Source organism: Agrobacterium radiobacter, assembly GCF_040801995.1.
Lineage (GTDB): Bacteria > Pseudomonadota > Alphaproteobacteria > Rhizobiales > Rhizobiaceae > Agrobacterium > Agrobacterium radiobacter.
The window spans coordinates 2700174-2719273 of the sequence record NZ_JBEGHX010000001.1 but is presented as its reverse complement, the minus strand read 5'-3'; the positions used below and the strand labels follow the sequence as shown (position 1 = coordinate 2719273).

20 protein-coding genes are annotated in these 19100 nt (G+C 60.0%); 18 read left to right on the top strand and 2 right to left on the bottom strand.

Translation table 11 applies throughout. The features are described 5' to 3' along the window. Positions 1–56 precede the first annotated feature (56 nt). Entirely contained in the window at positions 57–1901 is a 1845-nt protein-coding gene (locus MRBLRC7O_RS13320) for an extracellular solute-binding protein (RefSeq protein WP_060722762.1), read from the bottom strand. A gap of 205 nt (positions 1902–2106) precedes the next feature. On the opposite strand from MRBLRC7O_RS13320, the gene mepA reads away from it, so the two are divergent. The 4 genes from mepA to dapB all read left to right on the top strand — a co-directional run bounded on the left by mepA (position 2107) and on the right by dapB (position 5649). After that, positions 2107–3168 carry a penicillin-insensitive murein endopeptidase gene (gene mepA / locus MRBLRC7O_RS13315; protein ID WP_035213087.1) on the top strand — a complete coding sequence of 354 codons (1062 nt, stop codon included), beginning with the start codon at positions 2107–2109 and terminating at the stop codon, positions 3166–3168. 99 nt (positions 3169–3267) lie between these two features. Next, on the top strand, positions 3268–3651 hold the full coding sequence (locus tag MRBLRC7O_RS13310; RefSeq protein WP_003507338.1) for a methylglyoxal synthase: 384 nt from the start codon (positions 3268–3270) through the stop codon (positions 3649–3651). A 22-nt stretch (positions 3652–3673) separates the two neighbouring features. Continuing rightward, a complete protein-coding gene (locus MRBLRC7O_RS13305) occupies positions 3674–4696 on the top strand; it encodes a glucokinase (protein ID WP_003507337.1) in 1023 nt (340 codons plus the stop codon). A 125-nt stretch (positions 4697–4821) separates the two neighbouring features. Continuing rightward, entirely contained in the window at positions 4822–5649 is an 828-nt protein-coding gene (gene dapB, locus MRBLRC7O_RS13300; RefSeq protein ID WP_003507335.1) for a 4-hydroxy-tetrahydrodipicolinate reductase, read from the top strand. 21 nt (positions 5650–5670) lie between these two features. Here the strand turns inward: dapB and phnF are convergent, their stop codons facing one another. Continuing rightward, positions 5671–6408, bottom strand: a complete 738-nt coding sequence (gene phnF, locus MRBLRC7O_RS13295; RefSeq protein WP_003507334.1) for a phosphonate metabolism transcriptional regulator PhnF — start codon at positions 6406–6408, stop codon at positions 5671–5673. An 82-nt stretch (positions 6409–6490) separates the two neighbouring features. Between phnF and phnG the strand changes: the two genes are divergently transcribed. The 14 genes from phnG to phnN all read left to right on the top strand — a co-directional run bounded on the left by phnG (position 6491) and on the right by phnN (position 19065). After that, the gene (gene phnG / locus MRBLRC7O_RS13290; protein ID WP_112540225.1) at positions 6491–6952 is read left to right on the top strand and encodes a phosphonate C-P lyase system protein PhnG; all 462 of its coding nucleotides are present in this window, start codon (positions 6491–6493) and stop codon (positions 6950–6952) included. Continuing rightward, positions 6952–7560: a phosphonate C-P lyase system protein PhnH gene (phnH, locus tag MRBLRC7O_RS13285; protein ID WP_161973975.1), complete on the top strand. Its 609-nt coding sequence runs from the start codon at positions 6952–6954 to the stop codon at positions 7558–7560. The genes phnG and phnH overlap by 1 nt, the downstream gene beginning before the upstream one ends. 1 nt (position 7561) lies before the next feature. Further along, complete coding sequence (locus MRBLRC7O_RS13280; protein WP_080865717.1) at positions 7562–8671, top strand: carbon-phosphorus lyase complex subunit; 1110 nt, start codon at positions 7562–7564, stop codon at positions 8669–8671. A 133-nt stretch (positions 8672–8804) separates the two neighbouring features. Next, positions 8805–9707, top strand: a complete 903-nt coding sequence (locus tag MRBLRC7O_RS13275; protein ID WP_003507325.1) for an alpha-D-ribose 1-methylphosphonate 5-phosphate C-P-lyase PhnJ — start codon at positions 8805–8807, stop codon at positions 9705–9707. After that, positions 9704–10480: a phosphonate C-P lyase system protein PhnK gene (gene phnK, locus MRBLRC7O_RS13270; RefSeq protein WP_003524419.1), complete on the top strand. Its 777-nt coding sequence runs from the start codon at positions 9704–9706 to the stop codon at positions 10478–10480. The genes MRBLRC7O_RS13275 and phnK overlap by 4 nt, the downstream gene beginning before the upstream one ends. A 67-nt stretch (positions 10481–10547) precedes the next feature. Then, positions 10548–11255, top strand: coding sequence for a phosphonate C-P lyase system protein PhnL (gene phnL, locus MRBLRC7O_RS13265; RefSeq protein ID WP_080865716.1), 708 nt, complete (start codon positions 10548–10550; stop codon positions 11253–11255). After that, the gene (locus tag MRBLRC7O_RS13260) at positions 11252–11869 is read left to right on the top strand and encodes a transferase hexapeptide repeat family protein (RefSeq protein WP_003507319.1); all 618 of its coding nucleotides are present in this window, start codon (positions 11252–11254) and stop codon (positions 11867–11869) included. The genes phnL and MRBLRC7O_RS13260 overlap by 4 nt, the downstream gene beginning before the upstream one ends. Before the next feature lie 237 nt (positions 11870–12106). Continuing rightward, on the top strand, positions 12107–12967 hold the full coding sequence (gene phnC / locus MRBLRC7O_RS13255) for a phosphonate ABC transporter ATP-binding protein (protein WP_080865714.1): 861 nt from the start codon (positions 12107–12109) through the stop codon (positions 12965–12967). Between the two features lie 85 nt (positions 12968–13052). Continuing rightward, positions 13053–13958 (top strand): phosphonate ABC transporter substrate-binding protein, encoded by a 906-nt coding sequence (phnD, locus tag MRBLRC7O_RS13250; RefSeq protein ID WP_003507314.1) that lies wholly within the window; start codon positions 13053–13055, stop codon positions 13956–13958. A 70-nt stretch (positions 13959–14028) separates the two neighbouring features. Further along, a complete protein-coding gene (gene phnE, locus MRBLRC7O_RS13245; RefSeq protein ID WP_003507313.1) occupies positions 14029–15015 on the top strand; it encodes a phosphonate ABC transporter, permease protein PhnE in 987 nt (328 codons plus the stop codon). Beyond that, positions 15015–16364 (top strand): phosphonate ABC transporter, permease protein PhnE, encoded by a 1350-nt coding sequence (phnE, locus tag MRBLRC7O_RS13240; RefSeq protein ID WP_003507311.1) that lies wholly within the window; start codon positions 15015–15017, stop codon positions 16362–16364. The genes phnE (MRBLRC7O_RS13245) and phnE (MRBLRC7O_RS13240) overlap by 1 nt, the downstream gene beginning before the upstream one ends. 273 nt (positions 16365–16637) lie before the next feature. Beyond that, the gene (locus tag MRBLRC7O_RS13235; protein WP_161973972.1) at positions 16638–17336 is read left to right on the top strand and encodes a DUF1045 domain-containing protein; all 699 of its coding nucleotides are present in this window, start codon (positions 16638–16640) and stop codon (positions 17334–17336) included. Beyond that, positions 17333–18469 (top strand): alpha-D-ribose 1-methylphosphonate 5-triphosphate diphosphatase, encoded by a 1137-nt coding sequence (locus tag MRBLRC7O_RS13230; protein ID WP_003507308.1) that lies wholly within the window; start codon positions 17333–17335, stop codon positions 18467–18469. The genes MRBLRC7O_RS13235 and MRBLRC7O_RS13230 overlap by 4 nt, the downstream gene beginning before the upstream one ends. Then, entirely contained in the window at positions 18466–19065 is a 600-nt protein-coding gene (gene phnN / locus MRBLRC7O_RS13225; RefSeq protein ID WP_003507307.1) for a phosphonate metabolism protein/1,5-bisphosphokinase (PRPP-forming) PhnN, read from the top strand. The genes MRBLRC7O_RS13230 and phnN overlap by 4 nt, the downstream gene beginning before the upstream one ends. Positions 19066–19100: the final 35 nt, after the last annotated feature.

Sequence of the window (19100 nt, the reverse complement as noted above, 5' to 3'; positions counted from 1 at the left end):
AGCGATTCGTCTCGCCCTATGTGAATCAAGCCTTTGCCGCGAAAGCAAGGCCGGCGTCAGTTTCCGGCCTGGCTGGACCACCATGCATCAGGAAAACCGACACCATATTCGGGCAGGTTTTCCGGGCGAATGAGCGTGTTCCAGTAAGCGATGAACATCTCGCCGCGGTAGAATTGCGGTATGACGTAGCTGTTTGCCAGAAGCACCCGGTCGAGCGCCCGTGCCGCAGCCACCTGCTCATCCCGGTTGGGCGCGAATATGACCTTCCTGACCAACGCATCAACGGCCGGGTTCTTGATTCCGGCAATATTATTGGATCCCTGCCGATCGGCGGCGGCCGAGCCCCAGAAATCCGCCTGTTCGTTACCCGGGTTCGCCGAGGTCGCCCAGAGCTTGACGATCACGTCATAATCGAAACTGCGGGTGCGGTTGGTATATTGCGAGGCGTCGACCGTGCGGATCGTCGCGTTGATGCCGATCTTCTTCAGGTTCTGGACATAGGGCAGGATGGTTCTTTCCATGCCGGCGGAATCGATCAGAAACTCCATATCAAGCGGCTGTCCGCTCGCCGCATTGACCATGCGGTTGCCGCGCAGTTCGTAACCGGCCTCCTTCATCAGCTTGACCGCCTCGCGCAGATTGTCGCGCTGCTTGGCCGGATCACCGGCGACCGGGTTGCGATATTCTGTCGTGAAGACTTCCGGCGGAACCTGATCCTTCAGCTCCTGCAGAATTTCCAGCTCGCGACCGGTCGGCAGTCCGGAAGAGGCCAGTTCACTGCCCATGAAGAAGCTGTTGATGCGCTGGAATTGACCATAGGCCAGCGTCCGGTTCAGCTCCTCGAAATCGAAGGCGTAATTGAGCGCCTTGCGCAGTTTCGGGTTCTGGAACTTCTCCCTGCGCATGTTCGGCACGAAGGCCTGCATGATGCCGACGGAACGATAGATGTTCGGCAGCTCTTCCTTCTTGACGCGGCCCTCCTTGACGGCCGGAAAATCATAACCGGTGACCCAGCGGCTGGAGGAGGCTTCCTGCCGGAAATCGACGGTGCCGGACTTGAAGGCCTGAAAGTCCACATCCTGATCGGCAAAGAAGGTGTAGGCGATGGTTTTGAAATTATTCATCCCCACATTCACATTGACATCCTTGCCCCAGTAGTCGTCGCGGCGTTCATAGGTGATTGTGGAGCCGGGAGAGACTGACGCAATCTTGTAGGGCCCCGAGCCCATGACCGGCTCGAGCGTGCCGCGCGAGATGTCGCGCGGCTTGCCGTCCGGACCGGCGGCCTCCCACCAGTGTTTGGGAACGATCAGCAATTGGCCGACGATCTGCGGCAATTCGCGATTGTTCTTTTCATCGAAAGTGAAGGTGATGTCCCTTTCGCCGCTCACCTCTGCCTTGGTGACATGGATGTAATAGGTCGCGAGCTGCGGGCTGAGGTCCTTCGCTTTTTCGAAGCTGAAGACGACATCCTCTGGCGTCACCGGCTTGCCATCAGCCCATTTGGCGTCCGCACGCAGCCGGAAGGTGGCCTTCGAAATATCGTCGGGATAGCTCACCCCCTCGGCCAGCAGGCCGTAGGAGGCAGACAGCTCCTCTTCCGTCGACTTCATCAATGTATCGAAAACCAGCGAAAGGCCCGTCGCCGCCTCACCCTTGGCGAGCAGCGGATTGAGCGTGTCGAAGGTGCCCGTCGTCGACAGACGAAGCGTGCCGCCTTTGGGTGCCTTGGTGTTCACATAGTCAAAATGATCGAAGCCATCGGGATGTTTCAGTTCCCCGACCGTCGAAATCCCCTTTCGCCATACATCGGCCGATTGTGCGGAGGCCGTCGCCGGTATCAGCAAGGCGGATGCCGCAAGGGCAATGAGGAGACGGGATTTCAGTGGTGCCAATATCATTGGGGGAATGTCCCTGTTTTCGTGTTTGTTGGAGAGAGCATAAAACAAAGATTGGCAAAAAACAGATGCACCGGCTCACAAGCTCTTTATCGGCGCCTTTATCTTCCCGGTTTGCGAGATGCGGGGCGAAACATGGTTTCAACAAAATCCCGTTCCAGTTTATCCTGAGGGGAAGAGAATCATCTGATCGGACGGGCACGACTATATGACGGCGGGATCATCGAGAGTTTTCAAGGCGGCCATGCTGGCGATTTCGGTCGTCTCCGCACTGCAGTTGCAGATGGAAACCGCATCGGCCGAGGACAGGCCCGCAAAAGAAGTGTTCGGCCATATGGCGCTGCCTTCCGCCACGGGCTCGCAGCCGATCGGCTCCTATGCCAAGGGCTGCCAGTCCGGCGCCATCGCCATGCCGACTGATGGTCCCGGCTGGCAGGCCATGCGCCTTTCCCGCAACCGGCGCTGGGGCCAACCACAGCTTATTTCTTTCCTCGAGCAATTTTCGCAGGACGCACAGAAGATCGGCTGGCCGGGATTGCTGCTCGGCGACATTTCCCAGCCGCGTGGCGGCCCGATGCTGACAGGCCATGCGTCGCACCAGATCGGCCTCGATGTCGATGTGTGGTGGCGACCCATGCCCACCCCCCGGCTGACCGTGGAGCAGCGCGAAACGGTGCCTTTCGTTTCCATGCTGGACAAGAGCAAGTTCCTGACGGTCGATGACCGCAAATGGTCGCCGCTCAATGCCCGGCTGGTGATGATGGCGGCAAGCTATCCGCAGGTGGAGCGCGTCTTCGTCAACCCGGCCATCAAGCAGAAACTCTGCCAGACCTGGACCGGCGACCGCACCTTCATGGGCAAGATCAGGCCGATCTATGGTCATGACGAGCATTTCCACATCCGCCTCGAATGCCCGCCCGGCGCGCCCAATTGCAAACCGCAGGCGGCCGTGGGCAAAGGTGACGGCTGCGACAAGTCGCTTGCCTGGTGGTTCAGCAAGGAACCATGGGCGCCGCCGAAAAAGGACCCCAATGCCAAGCCGGTGAAACCGCGTCCGGTCATGGTCTCCGACCTGCCTTCCGCCTGCGCTGCCGTGGCTGCGGCCCCTTCCGCCAACCGCGAGGGCATTGCCGCCCAGGCCTATTCTCCAGCGCCGGTTCAGGCCCCGGCCGCGCGCCAGCAAAGCGTGGAACAGGTCATTCAGGCCGCCCCCGCCCTGCAGCCGCCTTCGGATATTCCGCTTCCGACCCAGCGTCCGACATTGAACTGAAACAGAAATGAGGCATTCAACAGCTTCCCTTTTCAAATGGCGGCAAGCTGTTATAGAAGGCTTCAAATCGATTTAATTCTTTGAGGACAGGCTGGGACCATGGAAGGACAACGCTGTATCGCGCTCATCGCTCACGACGAGAAAAAGGACGATATGGCGGATTTCGCCCGTCATCACCAGAAGGCGCTTGCCGGTTTCAGGATCGTCGCCACCGGCACAACCGGCGGGCGGGTACAGGAAGCCTGTCCCGGACTTGAAGTCACTCGCCTCAAAAGCGGCCCCCTCGGCGGTGACCAGCAGATCGGCGCGATGATCGCGACAGGCGAAGTCGACATGCTGATCTTCTTCACCGATCCGCTGACAGCCATGCCGCACGATGTTGACGTGAAGGCGCTGACCCGGCTTGCCACGGTCTATGACATTCCCATGGCGCTCAACCGCGCCACCGCAGAAAACCTCATCGACTTCCACGTCGCCAATTGACACTCCGACAATGGAACAGGCAATGCCGAAGACGTCCGATACCGAATATCTGTCCTTTCCGATCCTTCTTGGCGACATCGGCGGTACCAACGCCCGCTTTTCCATTCTGATCGATTCCTTTGCGGAACCGGTGCACCTCACCACCGTGAAGACGGCGGAATATCCGACGATCGACGACGCCATCCAGCAGGCGGTTCTGGACAAGACCTCGCTTCAGCCGGTCTCGACCATTCTTGCGATTGCCGGCCCGATCGAAGGTGACGAGATTCCGCTCACCAACTGCCATTGGGTTGTCAAACCGAAGGACATGCTGGCCAATCTCGGCCTGAAGGACGTCATCGTCATCAATGACTTTGAAGCGCAGGCTCTCGCGATTGCAGCACTGGACGACGATAACCGCGACGCCATCGGCTCCGGCAAAAAAGATGTGCTGGCTTCGCGCGTCGTTCTTGGGCCAGGCACAGGGCTTGGTGTTGCCGGACTGGTTTATGCCCGCCATATGTGGTTTCCGGTGCCTGGCGAAGGCGGGCATATCGATATCGGCCCGAGAAGCGCGCGCGACTATGCGGTTTTCCCGCATATCGAAACCATCGAAGGCCGCGTCGCCGGCGAACAGATCCTCTGCGGGCGTGGGCTGGTCAATCTTTACCGTGCCGTCTGCAAAGCCGATGGCATCGAACCCGTCTTTTCCGATCCGGCCGACATCACCTCGCACGGGCTTTCGGGCAAGAACCCGCAGGCTAAAGAAACACTTTCGCTGTTCAGCACCTATCTCGGCCGGGTGGCAGGCGATCTCGCGCTGATCTTCATGGCCAAGGGCGGCGTCTATCTGGCCGGCGGCATTTCGCAGAAGATCGTTCCGGCGCTGAAAAGCCCGGAGTTCCGGGCCGCCTTCGAGGACAAGGCGCCGCACAGCGCGCTGATGCGGACCATCCCGACCTTCGTCGTCACCCATCCGCAGGCCGCCCTTTCCGGTCTCGCCACCTATTCAAGAACGCCATCCGATTTCGGCCTGTCGCTGGACGGGCGACGCTGGAGAGCCTGATCGCTCGGGCTGTTCTTATGTGATGCTTGCGAAGCGGGCGGACGGTCTTTAACGTCGCTGCGTAAACATCCAACATCCGATACCGGCGGGTTCCGATCCGCCCGACATGAAAAGTGAGTGACAGCATGGGCAGCAGCGGCATGAAACTTGTGGTGGTCGGCGCGGCGGGCCGCATAGGACAGGCGCTCATCCGCCTCATTCACCAGACCCCTGGCGTTCAGCTGCATGCCGCCGTCGCACGCGAAGGCTCCGCTTTTGTCGGCCGCGACGCCGGTGAGATCGCCGGTCTTGGCCCGATCGGCGTCGAGATCACCAGCGATCCTTTGCAAGCCTTCCTGCATGCGGAAGGGGTGATTGATTTCACCTCTCCGGCAACCAGCGTCACCTTTGCCGGCCTCGCCGCGCAGGCTCGCATCGTGCACGTCATCGGCACCACGGGCTGTTCATCGGAAGATGAGGAAAAATTCAAGGCGGCGTCGCGCCATGCCCGCATCGTCAAGTCGGGCAATATGAGCCTCGGTGTCAACCTTCTCAGCGTTTTAACGCAGCAGGCGGCGCAGGCGCTGGATGCGCAGAACTGGGATATCGAAATCCTTGAAATGCACCACAAGCACAAGGTGGATGCGCCTTCGGGCACCGCATTGCTGCTTGGCGAAGCAGCAGCAGCCGGCCGCAAGGTTGACCTCGCGACCTCTTCCGTTCGCGTGCGCGACGGTCATACGGGCGCGCGTGAGACCGGCACCATCGGTTTCGCCACGCTGCGCGGCGGTTCCGTAATTGGCGAACATTCGGTGATCTTCGCCGGAGAGGGAGAGCGCGTGGAGCTTTCCCATTATGCCGGCGACCGCTCCATCTTCGCACGCGGGGCAATTGTGGCAGCACTCTGGGCCTTCGACAAAAAGCCGGGCTTCTATTCGATGCTCGATGTGCTGGGCCTATCGCAGACGGAATAAGCTTCCGCCGCAGCTTTCACCTCAATTTTCCACCGTGAATTCGACCGTATCGGCCGAAAAACGGCTGATGGCGTATTGCACCGGCACGCCATCCATATCGGCGTTCAGCGCCTGGGTGACGAGCAGGATCGCGCCCGGCGACAATTCGAGATCGGCCAGATCCTGCGTATCCGCATGGCTGGCGGAGATGACGGTGGAAATGCGCACGTAATCCGCCACGCCGAGCATCTGGAAAGCGGCCGTGATCGAGCCGCTTTTCTGATAGGCCTCGCCTATTCCGGCAAAACGGTCGGCCGGGAACCATGTGGTCGAGCGGGATACAGGGCGGTTATCCGCCTTGCGCAGCGTTTCGAGGCGCACGAGAGGCGCGCCTGATGGCACTTGCAGTCGCGCCGCCAGATCGGCATTGGCCGGCTCGGTGGTATGGGACAGAAGCAGCGCCTCCATTTCCTTCACCTGATCGCCAATGCCCTCCGTAAATCGCGTGCGCCGTGAAATCGGAAAACTCAGGCGCTCCTTGCGGGCGATCATCGTGCCACGCCCCTGCATCGGCTCGAGAATGCCTTCACTGGCCAATGCGGCAATGGCGCTTCTCACAGTATGGCGGTTGACGCCGAATTTTTCAGCCAGCGCCATTTCCGGCGGCAACATGCCGGTTTCGTCGTGATCGCCTGCCGCGATCTCGCCTCTGATCCGGTCGGCGATCTGCCGCCAGAGCGCCACGCCGTTCTTTCTTTTCATCGCTGCCGCAGGGCTCATGTCACACGCTTGTCATTCATCGACGTTAATTGTAGCTTATATTGTATAGTTGTCTATATCAATAGACATTAGAGGTCAAGCGATGAATAGCGAAGCTGCGAATATACATGCGGAGAGAAAGCGAGTGGCGGCCCTTCTTGCCCGCGCCACCGTTCAGGAACTCGAAACGGTGTGGAGCCGGCAGGACGCCAGCCCCCAGACGGAAAATGTGCGCGGACCGGAAACCGGCCTCGTCATGGTCAAGGGCCGTATCGGCGGCGGCGGGGCACCTTTTAATCTCGGCGAAACCACCGTTACCCGGGCAACGATCAAGCTCGCATCCGGCACCGTCGGCCATGCCCATGTTCTCGGCACCGGCCGCAAGAAGGCCTGGTATGCCGCCGTCTTCGACGCCCTCTGGCAGGAAAGCCCGACACGGGACTTTATCGAGACCGAGCTTCTTTCCCCGGTCGAAAAAAGGCTGACCGCGGAAAAACAGCGCACGACCAAGGAAACTGCCGCCACCCGGGTCGATTTCTTCACCATGGTTCGAGGAGAGGATTGATGAGCGTCAAGGCCGAAGCACTGACCGGCGGTTTTTCTGACGCCGTCTTCGATTCCCAACGGATTTTCAAAAAGCTGATGGACGGCATGGCCCGTCCGGGCACACCGCAGACCATCGAGACGGCGGCCGCCCCGCCGCTACCGCTTGGCGTTGCAACCGGCGCGGTTCTGCTGGCGCTTTGCGACCATGATACGCCGGTCTGGCTGAGCGGCCCGCTGCGCAAAACCGCGGTGCCGGGCTGGATCGGATTTCACACCGGGGCAGTGGCAACGGAAGAAAAAACCGCGGCACATTTCGCCGTCATCGAGGCGGGAAGCGCCATTGCCTCCTTCGGCCTCTTCGCCCAGGGCAGCCAGGAATATCCCGACCGCTCCACAACGCTTATCGTCGAGTTGCCTGATCTGGACGGTGGACGGGAACTGCTGCTCTCTGGCCCCGGCATTCGCCACGTCAACATCATCAGCCCCACCGGCCTGCCGGACATATTCCCGAGGCTGTGGGCGGAAAACAATGCCGCTTTCCCGCGCGGCGTCGACGTCATCCTGACATCCGCCGACCGATTTGTCTGCCTGCCGCGCACGACGCGCATCAAACCCGTGGAGGCATAAGATGTATGTTGCTGTCAAAGGCGGAGAGACCGCCATCGCCAACGCCCACCGGCTTCTGGCCGACAAGCGGCGCGGAGACCGCGACCTGCCCGCGATGACCGTTGCGCAGATCGTTTCGCAGCTTTCGCTCGCCGTCGACCGTGTAATGGCGGAAGCGTCCCTTTATGATCAGTCGCTTGCGGCGCTTGCCGTCAAGCAGGCCCGCGGCGACATGATCGAAGCCATCTTCCTGCTGCGCGCCTACCGCACCACGCTACCGCGTTTCGGTTATTCGGTTCCGGTGGACACCGCCGGCATGACGGTCCAGCGCCGCGTTTCCGCAACCTACAAGGATTTGCCCGGCGGACAATTGCTGGGGCCGACCTTCGATTATACCCATCGCCTGCTTGACCCCACTCTTTTGGAAGACGAAGCCGTCGAGACCGCCACCCAGCGGGAAGGCGAGCCTGATTATGTCATGCGCGTTTCCGACATTCTGGCCGAGGAGGGGCTGATCGAAAGCGACGGCGATATGCCTGATGATCATATTGCCGGCGACCTGACGCGGGAGCCGATGGAATTTCCGATGGCGCGTGACCAGCGTCTGCAATCGCTGGCGCGCGGTGATGAGGGCTTCCTTCTCGCACTCGCCTATTCGACGCAACGCGGTTACGGCCGCACGCATCCCTTCGTCGGCGAAATCCGCATCGGCGAGGTGGAGATCGAACTCGACGTGCCGGAACTCGGCTTCTCCGTTTCGCTCGGCGACATCCAGGTCACCGAATGCCAGATGGTGAACCAGTTCAAGGGCTCGGCCAAGGCACCGCCGCAATTCACCCGCGGTTACGGTCTGGTGTTCGGCCAGAGCGAGCGCAAGGCGATGGCCATGTCGCTGGTCGACCGGGCGCTGCGGGCGGGCGAATTCGGCGAGGATGTCGTCGCCCCCGCGCAGGACGAGGAATTTGTCATCTCACATGCCGACAACGTGCAGGCGACAGGCTTCGTCGAACATCTGAAATTGCCGCACTACGTGGATTTTCAGGCCGAACTCGGTCTGGTCAGGAAAATGCGTGCCGATTTCGAGGCGATCAACGCCGATGGCGCGGAGTGGATGGGCGATGCGGCCGAATAGCTCAGCGGCTGCCCTGCTCACCAAACCAAAGGGCGCAAAAGACGGTCGATGCTGCAAAGACAGCAAAGAACACGGCTGCAAGAATTCCAATCTCCATGAGCTTGTACTCCTTTTTTCACAAGGCTAACGCGCAATGCTTAAAGAAGTTTCATTTGACGACGGGCTGGCCGCCTACAACTTCGCCTATCTGGACGAACAGACCAAGCGGATGATCCGCCGGGCGATCCTGAAAGCCATCGCCATTCCCGGTTATCAGGTCCCCTTCGCTTCCCGCGAAATGCCCATGCCCTATGGCTGGGGCACCGGCGGCGTGCAGCTGACCGCCTCCATCCTCGGTCCCGACGATGTACTCAAGGTCATCGACCAGGGCGCCGACGATACCACCAACGCCGTCTCCATTCGCGCCTTCTTCCAGAAGGTGGCGAATGTTGCCGTCACCACCCGCACGAAGGATGCGACCATCATCCAGACGCGGCACCGTATTCCGGAAGAGGAGCTGCATTCGGGCCAGGTCCTGGTCTATCAGGTTCCGATCCCCGAGCCCTTGCGCTTCCTGGAGCCACGCGAGACCGAAACCCGCGTCATGCACGCGCTGGAAGAATATGGCCTGATGCATGTCAAGCTTTACGAGGACATCGCCCGCAACGGTCGCATCTCCACCACCTACGCCTATCCGGTGAAGGTTGCCGGGCGTTATGTTATGGATCCATCCCCGACCCCTAAATTCGATAATCCGAAAATGCATCTCTCGGACGCATTGCAGCTGTTCGGCGCCGGGCGCGAAAAACGCATCTATGCCGTGCCGCCCTATACGGACGTCGTCAGCCTCGATTTCGAGGACCATCCGTTCGAGATCCAGCGCTTTGACAAGCCCTGCGCGCTGTGCGGTGGCGAGAATGTCTATCTGGACGAGGTGGTGCTGGACGACAAGGGCGGGCGGATGTTCGTCTGCTCTGATACCGACCATTGCGAGGACCGCCGCGCCCATGGCCACAAGGGCCATCTGCTGGCGGATGTGAAGGAGGCCGCAGAATGAGCGACGCACCGCTTTTGAAAGTCAGGGACGTTTCCAAATATTATGGCGACCGCGCCGGTTGCCGCAACGTCTCCTTTGAGCTTTATCCCGGCGAGGTTCTGGCAATCGTCGGCGAATCCGGCTCCGGCAAAACCACGCTTCTCAACTGCATTTCCACCCGTCTCATGCCAACGGCGGGCAGTGTGGAATATCGCATGCGCGACGGTTCGGTGCGTGACCTCTATCATATGGGTGAGGCCGAACGGCGCTTCCTAATGCGGACGGACTGGGGTTTCGTGCACCAGAACCCCGCAGATGGGCTGCGCATGGCGGTTTCCGCCGGCGCCAATGTCGGCGAGCGGCTGATGGCTGTCGGCAACAGGCATTATGGCAATATAAGGCAATCGGCCAGCGAATGGCTGGAGCGGGTGGAAATCGGCACCGACCGTATCGACGACCAGCCCCGCGCCTTCTCGGGTGGGATGCGCCAGCGCCTGCAGATTGCCCGCAACCTCGTCACCTCGCCGCGCCTCGTCTTCATGGATGAGCCGACCGGTGGCCTCGATGTCTCCGTGCAGGCGCGTCTGCTCGATCTGGTCCGCGGCCTCGTCAATGATCTCGGTCTCGCCGTTGTCGTCGTCACCCATGATCTCGCAGTCGCGCGGCTGCTGTCTCACCGCATGATGGTGATGAAGGGCGGTGATGTCATCGAGCACGGCCTGACCGACCGCGTGCTGGACGATCCACGCGAGCCCTACACGCAACTGCTTGTTTCCTCCATTTTGCAGGTCTAGCCGCGTGATTCCGAAAAGTGGTCCCCGGTTTTCGGATAAAATCACGCGCAGGAAGAAAGAACCCACCATGACGACGCCTCTCATCGTTTCGGAAGTCTTCAAAAGCTTCACCATGCATCTTCGCGACGGCATCGAGCTGCCTGTCGTCCGCGACGTCAATTTCTCAGTCTGCAGCGGCGAATGTGTCGTACTCGGCGGTCCTTCGGGCATCGGCAAAAGCTCGATCCTGAAAATGCTCTACGGCAATTACGCCATCGACAGCGGGCAGATTCTCATCCGCCATGAGGGTGAGGTCGTCGATATCGGCAATGCCTCCCCGCGCAAGATCCTCGATATCCGCCACCGCACCATCGGTTATGTCAGCCAGTTCCTGCGCACCGTGCCGCGTGTCGCGGCCATCGACGTGGTTGCCGAGCCGCTTCTGGCGCGCAAGGTTGCCACTGAGGATGCGCGCGAACAGGCGGCGGCATTGCTTTCGAAGCTCAATCTGCCACGGGAACTATGGTCGCTGCCGCCGGCAACCTTTTCAGGCGGTGAGCAGCAGCGCGTCAACATCGCGCGCGGTTTCATCACCGATCATGCAATCCTGCTTCTCGATGAGCCGACGGCTTCGCTCGACACCACCAACCGGCGCGTTGTGGTGGACATGATCCGGGAGAAAAAAGAAAAAGGCACGGCGCTGCTCGGCATCTTCCATGATGAGGAAGTGCGCGAAGCCGTGGCCGACCGAATTCTCGACGTTTCGCAATTCTCCCCCCGGAAGGCCGCAGCATGAGCGTGAAAGTCGGTCTCGAACCCGTCATCCACGAAAGCGCACGCGTCACCAATTCCTCGATCGGCCGCTACACCGAAATCTCGGAACGCTGCCGCATCGAGGAAGTCGAGATGGGCGATTACTCCTATGTCATGCAGGATGGTGCGATATGGTGCGCCACCATCGGCAAATTCGTCAATATCGCCGCTTCCGTCCGGATCAACGCTACCAATCACCCGATGCAGCGGGCGACGCTGCATCATTTCACCTATCGCGCTCACAGCTATTGGGACGACGCCGAGGATGAAACGGACTTCTTTGCCGCCCGCCGCGCCAAACGCGTGGTGATCGGCCACGATGTCTGGATCGGCCATGGCGCAACGATCCTGCCCGGCGTCACAGTTGGGAACGGCGCGGTGATCGGGGCGGGTGCGGTCGTCTCGAAAGACGTTGCGCCCTATACCATTGTCGGCGGCGTACCCGCACGGCTGATCCGGGAACGCTTCCCGACGGAGCTGGGCCGGCAAATGGATGATCTGAAGTGGTGGGATTGGGATCACGGAACATTGCGCGTCGCTCTCGACGATTTCCGCAACCTGGATGCCAAGGATTTCGTTGCAAAATATGGTGGGTGAAATCTCACCTCTGGCAAGGCAAGTGCAAATCCCGGGGCGAAACCCCGGGATTTTTGTCGATACACTCTAAAATGCCGGCGAATTTCAACGCCCTGACATGCCTCTCGAGAGCTTCGTCGGCGAACAGGTGGACGCCAAGCCCGGGGAAATCTGTAATATTTTATTCATCAAACTGACATCCCCACTTCACGCGCCGCTGTTACGTCGAACCCCGTCAAAAGAAGATTGGACGGGGAAATGAGCTTTCACCTGAAGCAAGTCACGCGCCGTTTCGGCAAGCACACTGCGGTCGATTCCGTTGATGTCGAGATACCGCAAGGTCAGATGGTCGGCGTGATCGGACGCTCGGGTGCGGGAAAATCGACGCTGCTGCGCATGATCAACCGCCTCGTTGACCCCTCCTCGGGTTCCATTCATTTCAACGACACGGAAGTTTCGGCGTTGAGGGGCGCGGCGCTCCGCAACTGGCAGCGCGACTGCGCCATGATCTTCCAGCAGTTCAATCTGGTGCCGCGCCTTGACGTGCTGACCAATGTCATGCTCGGCCGCCTCAATCACCGTTCGACGGCGCTCAGCCTTTTCAACATCTTCACCCATGAAGAGCGGCTGATGGCGATCGCCGCGCTGGAGCGACTGGGCATCGAACATGTGGCCATGCAGGCGGCGGGCACGCTTTCCGGCGGCCAGCAGCAGCGTGTCGCCATTGCGCGTGCGCTGATGCAGTCTCCGAAGATGGTGCTGGCCGATGAGCCGATTGCTTCGCTCGATCCGCTGAACGCCAAGATCGTCATGGACGCGCTGCGCGACATCAATGAGCGCGAAGGCATCACCGTCATCACCAACCTGCATACGCTGGATACGGCGCGCAATTATTGCGAACGTATCATCGGCATGTCGCAGGGCCGCGTCGTCTTTGATGGCACGCCGGCTGACCTGACGGCTGCGGCGGTCGCGGAAATCTACGGCACCGATTCACACGGAGCCGGCATCGACGAGACCATGACCTCAACCAGCATCAATATTCCCGGCGCGCAGCTTCCCGCCCGTCCGGTACAGCAATCTGCCGGTCCCGAACCGCTGGCTCTCGCCGGGCTCTGAGGAACCGCTCAGCATCGTTTGCGCCCGCGTCAAGGGCCGGTATTTCAAAACAAACTCCGGCTCGCCGGGAAACAGGAGAAAGTCCATGTTGAAGAAAGTCCTTCTTTCGGCAGTCGCCCTTGGCGTTCTGGCCGGTTCCGCCATGGCTCAGGACGTCAAGGTTCTGCGCATCGGTCTCGACGGTTCCGAAAACGAAGCCGACATGATCCGCAGCACGAAATGCGTTGCCGATGGCCTGAAGGCCGCGACCGGCGTTTCCGAAGTTCAGGTTTTCCCGTCGCCGGACTATAACGGCGTCATTCAGGGCCTGCTCGGCGGCACCATCGACATCGCCTCCATGGGCGCTTCCTCCTACGCCAAGATCGCGCTCGCAGACCCCAAGGCCGTCGATCCGATCCTGACCTATACGGGTTCTGACGGTTCCAGCGGTTATTACACCATCATGGTTGCCCGCAAGGACAGCGGCATCAAGAAGCTTGCAGACGCCAAGGGCAAGAAGATCGGTTTCGCCGACCCAGATTCCACTTCTGGCTTCCTCGTTCCGAACGTCGCCATCCCGAAGGAAACCGGCACGCCGATCAAGGAATTTTTCGCTGAAACCGGCTTCGGCGGCGGCCATGAGAACCTCGTTCTCGCCGTTCTCGACAAGAAGTTCGACGTTGGCACCACCTTCGGTTCGGGCGTTGGCAAGTGGGAAGAAGGCTACTCGGGCGGCAACCTTCACCAGATGGTGAAGAAGGGCAACCTCGACATGGACGATATCGTCGAAGTCTGGAAGTCGCCGCTGATCCCGAACGGCCCGCTGATGGTCGCCAACAAGCTCGGCGACAGCATGAAGAAGAAGGTCGAAGACTTCTTCATGGAACTGCCCAAGAAGGACCTCGCCTGCTTCCAGGGTTACACGCAGGGCAAGAACACCGCTTACATCAAGGTTGATCCGTCCTTCTACCAGACGATCGTCGACGCCCGTAAGTCCGTTATCGGCGGCTGATCCTGACCCACCGTTCCGAAAGCGGCGGTGCCTTGCGGCATCGCCGTTTTTGCCAATAAAGGAAAGCGGCATGGCGACCACACTGCACCATGGTATCCTCACGCCCGAGGGATTGAGCGCATCGTCCCAGACGGTCATGCGCCACTATCAACAGCAGCTTGCGACGCGGCGGATTTATACTGCCATTTCGCTCGTGATCTTTCTCGTCATCCTCGCCGCCTCGCTGAATTTCGCCAATGCGGCCAATTCAGGCAAGTTCTTCGAGCGCCTGCCGTATTTTTTCGATTTCATGAAAACCTTTGTGCCCGATAGTCCGATGGAAATCGTCCGGGCGATGTTCGACCTGCCGTCGCCCTATGACAACGGCTCGATGAAATATAATTATATTGCGGATCGTGTTTACATCACCGACAGTTTCTACATACCGCATTTCATCTACCAGCTGATCATTACCCTCAACATCGCACTCGTCTCGACCATCATCGGTACAGGCTTCGCCTTCGTGCTCTGCTTCTTCGCCTCCACCAACCTCGTCGGCGCCGGCCTCGTGCGCTGGGTGGTGCGCCGGGTGATGGAAGTGCTGCGCGCCTTTCCGGAAATCGTCGTTGCCGGGCTGCTCACCGCCATCCTGTCGATCGGTCCGATCGCGGCGATCATCGCGATTTCGGTCCACACGATCGGTGCGCTAGGCAAGCTCTTCTTCGAAGTGGTGGAAAATGCCGACATGAAGCCGGATGAAGGTCTGCGCGCCGCCGGCGCCAACTGGCTGGAGCGGGTGCGTTTCGCCATCGTGCCGCAGGTTCTGCCCAATTTCGTTTCCTACGCCTTGCTGCGCGCCGAAATCAACGTACGCGCCTCCACCATCATCGGTGCGGTCGGCGGCGGCGGCATCGGTGAGGTCTTTCGGCTGTCGATTGGCAACGATCATGCGTCGAAAACCTATGCCATCATCATCCTTCTGCTGATCACCATCATCGCCGTAGACCAGTTTTCCAGCTGGCTGCGCCGCAGGCTGATCGGCCAGCAATCCTTCGAATTCGGACGGGGAGCGGCCTGATGTCGTCCAGCTTCATTCTCAACACCGCCGACCGCGAAAGATTGACGGCTGCACATCCGCAGGTGTTCAACCGCAGTTTCATGCAGCGATATGGTCTGCTCGTCGGCCTTCTCGCCGTCACTGCCTATCTCATCGGCTGCTTTTTCTTTTTCAATGTCGGTCCGGCTTTCATGCAGGGCCGCTGGGATCGCGCCTCGAGCTATATTCAGGACTGGTACTCCTGGCGCGCCCAGCCACGCCTTCGTTTCGAAGACGGCAAGGTTCAGCCGCAATGGTCGAGCCGCGGTCAATATCCGACAAATGCAAAGATCGACTGGCTGCAGCCTTTGCCGGATGGCGGCTATAGCGTCGTTTATGCGGGCTCGGACAACCGCCTCGACGTGACGCCGACACGGGTGGATGTTTATGTCGACGGCAAGAGCTACCCTGTTGTCATCAACGACGATGCAGCGGTCGCACCACAGGGCCTGCCCGACGAAATCCAGCAGGACGGCAAGAAGGTCCTCGTGCATTACGGTTTTGCTGGTCAGGCGGAAATCCGCGCCAGCCAGGTCTATGTGCAGCGCCGCTTCCTCGGATGGGCGAACTTCCTGTTCGACACCAAATCGGAATTCTGGGGCAAGGGTTATGGCGAACTCGCCGCTCTCGCACTGTGGGGAGAGAGGCTCGATCCCGAGCGCTCCAATATCGGCCACATGGTCGATGATTTCCTCGACAACAGCGTCTGGCAACATGCCGATATTCTTTCCAAGCTGATGCAGACGCTGGTCATGGCCTTTGTCGGCACGCTGTTCGGTACAGTCGTCGCCCTGCCGCTCGCCTTTATCGCCGCGCGCAACATTACCGCCAACAAGGCCGCAAACTGGGGCATGAAGCGCCTGTTCGACTTCCTGCGCTCGATCGACATGCTGATCTGGGCGCTGTTCTTCACTCGCAGTTTCGGCCCCGGACCGATCCCCGGCATTGCCGCGATCTTCTTCACCGATACAGGAGCGTTGGGCAAGGTCTATGCTGAGGCGCTGGAGAATGTCGATGACAAGCAGCGCGAGGGCGTCAAATCGGTCGGCGCATCCCCGATTGCCGTCAATCGTTTCGGTGTGCTGCCGCAGGTTCTGCCGGTCTTCATTTCGCAATCGCTTTATTTCTGGGAAAGCAACACGCGCTCCGCCACCATCATCGGTGCGGTGGGTGCGGGCGGCATTGGTCTTAAACTACTGGAAGCGATGGGCACCAATGCCGACTGGGACAAGGTCGCCTATATGGTTCTGCTTATCCTCCTGGTCGTTTTCCTGTTCGACCATATCTCTAACTCACTGCGTTCGCGCCTGATCGGCAAAACACAGCACTGAGCTTTGATGGGGTGGGATGACGAAAGTCGCAACGACGTTCGTCATCCCATCAGGACACTCGCGCAGTCCTTATTTCTGCCAGCCGCACCGCCTCGTCAGGTCCTTCTGTGTCTTCGGCATATTCTGAAGATTTGCCGCATTTCGAATGCGCTTTTTTCCTTCCGCATCATCATTCTGTCACGGAAACCGATTACCTCGCACTCCTGACCTTGCGGGAAGCGGGCGAGTCACGCCAAATAGCTTCTCATCCCTGGTTTCCCATGACACTGAAGAGTGCTTGCCGTGCGCTACGCCATCTATTTTTCTCCGGCTAAAGATCATCCGTTGACCGAGGCAGCGTCACGATGGCTGGGCCGCAATGCATTTTCCGGCACATTGCATGACGACCACGACGACTATGCCGAGATGACGGAGGAGCCTCGCCGCTACGGTTTCCACGCGACGCTGAAGGCTCCTTTCGAACTTGCCGAAAAATACAGCGAAGCGGAGCTGCTCTCGGCCTTCGAAGATTTCGCAGCCCGCCAGTCCGCCTTCGAAATTCCGCGCGTCGTTGTCGGTGCGCTCGGGCCTTTTTACGCACTGGTTCCCGACCGCACCTATCAGCCGCTGCAGGATTTTGCCGCCGAGATCGTCGATCATTTCGACCGGTTTCGCGCACCCCTCTCCGAGACCGATATTGCCCGTCGGCGTCCACAGATGCTGACGGAAAGCCAGCGGCAAAATCTGTCGCTCTGGGGTTATCCGCATGTCATGGATGATTTCCGTTTTCACATGACGCTGACCGGCCGCATCGATGAAACCGAACAGCCCGCCATGCACGAGGTGCTTTCGGCGCGGTTTTCCGAATTCGTTGACAAGCCTCTCACTATTTCCGGCCTCGCTTTGTTCATTGAAGAAACGCGCGGCGCACCCTTTACCGTTCATAGCTGGCACCCCCTTGGCCAGCCACCAAAGAAAGATGCGAACCCATGACCGAGCACGCCCTTTCCAATGCCCGTATCGTTCTGGAAGACGATATTATTCTGGGATCCGTCCTGATCCGTGACGGCAAGATTGCCGATATCAGCGAGGGCGCTTCCAAAACCGGCGAAGACCTTGAAGGTGACTTTCTGATCCCCGGTCTGGTGGAACTGCATACCGACCATCTGGAACAGCATTATTCGCCGCGTCCCGGCGTGATATGGGACAAGATTGCCGCCATTCAGGCGCATGACGCGCAGGTGGCCGCCTCCGGCATCACCACCGTGTTCGACTGCCTGCGGCTTGGTTCGGATGAGGATGGCGGCTTCGAGAAGGGCGAAATGCGGGAGATGGCTGACGCCATCGAGGCGGCAGCGGATCAGAACCGCCTGCGCGCAGACCACCTGCTGCATCTGCGCTGCGAAGTGGCGTCCGCCGACGTACTGGACCATTTCGAAGACTTCGAAACGGATCCGCGCGTACGGCTGATTTCGTTGATGGACCACTCCCCGGGTCAGCGCCAGTTCCAGTCCATGGATCAGTATATCTTCTATTATCAGAAGAAGCGCGGATTGAGCGACGAGGCCTTCGCCGAATTCGTGCGGCGCCGGCAGGCCGCGTCAGCGGAATATTCCACCAAGCACCGCGATTATCTGGCCGCCCGCTGCGCCGAACGCGGCATCACCGTTGCGAGCCATGACGACGCCACCGAAGCACATGTAGGCGAAGCGATCGGCCACGGCGTGAAGCTGGCGGAATTCCCGACCAGCGTCGAAGCCGCAAAAGCCTCACACAGCGCCGGCATGAGCGTACTGATGGGTGCGCCGAACATCGTTCGCGGCAAGTCCCATTCCGGCAATATCGCCGCCCGCGATCTCGCCGAGATCGGCGTGCTGGATGTTCTTTCTTCCGACTACGTGCCGTTCAGCCTGCTCTTCGCACCGTTCCTGCTTGCCGACCAGGTGGAAGCCATCACCCTGCCGGAAGCGCTGCGCATGGTCACCGCCACGCCCGCCCGGACTGTTGGCCTACTTGATCGCGGTCGTATTGCGACGGGATTGCGGGCCGATCTGGTCCGGGTTCACCGCGAGGATGGCGTGCCGGTCGCCCGTTCCGTCTGGCGTCAGGGCAAGCGCGTGGCATGACCGACGATGGGCATGATAGCCGGCGCGAACAATCGCCCGGTACGATGATCGTGGTTGTCGGCCCGAGCGGGGCCGGCAAGGACACGCTGATGGATTATGCGGCGACCCAGCTTTCCGGCCGGCCGGGTTTCCACTTCACGCGTCGCGTCATTACCCGCAGCGGCGACGCGGGCGGTGAAAATCACGATGCCGTTTCGATGCACGAATTCAACCGCCTGAAAGATGCAGGCGCCTTCGCGGTTTCCTGGGAGGCGCATGGGCTGAAATACGGCATTCCAGCTGCCGTCTATCATCATCTCGACGCGGGAGACGTGGTCATCGCCAACGGATCACGTTCCGCCCTGCCCCATTTCGGCACCGCCTTTTCCCGTCTCAAGGTCGTGAACATCGTCGCACAGCCGGACGTGCTGGCAAGGCGGCTGGAGCAGCGCGGACGGGAAAGCCGGGAAGATATTCTCCGACGGCTGGAACGCAGTTCCCTGACGGTCGTAGGGGACTTCGACGTGACGACCGTCGATAATAGCGGCGCAATCGAAGACGCCGGCAAAACCATCCTGCGGCTATTGCAGCAGAGTGTCGGCTCCAGCCGTACTTAGAATCCCGCAGCCGGGCTGCTCGACAAACGCTGTCT

Excerpts from the sequence above, each read along its gene's own strand:
- phnC (WP_080865714.1), top strand. The coding sequence starts at position 12,107 with ATGAGCTTTCACCTGAAGCAAGTCACGCGCCGTTTCGGCAAGCACACT.
- mepA (WP_035213087.1), top strand. The coding sequence starts at position 2,107 with ATGACGGCGGGATCATCGAGAGTTTTCAAGGCGGCCATGCTGGCGATT.
- MRBLRC7O_RS13275 (WP_003507325.1), top strand. The coding sequence starts at position 8,805 with ATGCTTAAAGAAGTTTCATTTGACGACGGGCTGGCCGCCTACAACTTC.
- phnK (WP_003524419.1), top strand. The coding sequence starts at position 9,704 with ATGAGCGACGCACCGCTTTTGAAAGTCAGGGACGTTTCCAAATATTAT.
- phnD (WP_003507314.1), top strand. The coding sequence starts at position 13,053 with ATGTTGAAGAAAGTCCTTCTTTCGGCAGTCGCCCTTGGCGTTCTGGCC.
- MRBLRC7O_RS13260 (WP_003507319.1), top strand. The coding sequence starts at position 11,252 with ATGAGCGTGAAAGTCGGTCTCGAACCCGTCATCCACGAAAGCGCACGC.
- phnH (WP_161973975.1), top strand. The coding sequence starts at position 6,952 with ATGAGCGTCAAGGCCGAAGCACTGACCGGCGGTTTTTCTGACGCCGTC.
- phnE (WP_003507313.1), top strand. The coding sequence starts at position 14,029 with ATGGCGACCACACTGCACCATGGTATCCTCACGCCCGAGGGATTGAGC.
- dapB (WP_003507335.1), top strand. The coding sequence starts at position 4,822 with ATGGGCAGCAGCGGCATGAAACTTGTGGTGGTCGGCGCGGCGGGCCGC.
- phnG (WP_112540225.1), top strand. The coding sequence starts at position 6,491 with ATGAATAGCGAAGCTGCGAATATACATGCGGAGAGAAAGCGAGTGGCG.
- MRBLRC7O_RS13310 (WP_003507338.1), top strand. The coding sequence starts at position 3,268 with ATGGAAGGACAACGCTGTATCGCGCTCATCGCTCACGACGAGAAAAAG.
- phnF (WP_003507334.1), bottom strand. The coding sequence starts at position 6,408 with ATGAGCCCTGCGGCAGCGATGAAAAGAAAGAACGGCGTGGCGCTCTGG.
- MRBLRC7O_RS13230 (WP_003507308.1), top strand. The coding sequence starts at position 17,333 with ATGACCGAGCACGCCCTTTCCAATGCCCGTATCGTTCTGGAAGACGAT.
- MRBLRC7O_RS13305 (WP_003507337.1), top strand. The coding sequence starts at position 3,674 with ATGCCGAAGACGTCCGATACCGAATATCTGTCCTTTCCGATCCTTCTT.
- phnL (WP_080865716.1), top strand. The coding sequence starts at position 10,548 with ATGACGACGCCTCTCATCGTTTCGGAAGTCTTCAAAAGCTTCACCATG.
- phnN (WP_003507307.1), top strand. The coding sequence starts at position 18,466 with ATGACCGACGATGGGCATGATAGCCGGCGCGAACAATCGCCCGGTACG.
- MRBLRC7O_RS13280 (WP_080865717.1), top strand. The coding sequence starts at position 7,562 with ATGTATGTTGCTGTCAAAGGCGGAGAGACCGCCATCGCCAACGCCCAC.
- phnE (WP_003507311.1), top strand. The coding sequence starts at position 15,015 with ATGTCGTCCAGCTTCATTCTCAACACCGCCGACCGCGAAAGATTGACG.
- MRBLRC7O_RS13320 (WP_060722762.1), bottom strand. The coding sequence starts at position 1,901 with ATGATATTGGCACCACTGAAATCCCGTCTCCTCATTGCCCTTGCGGCA.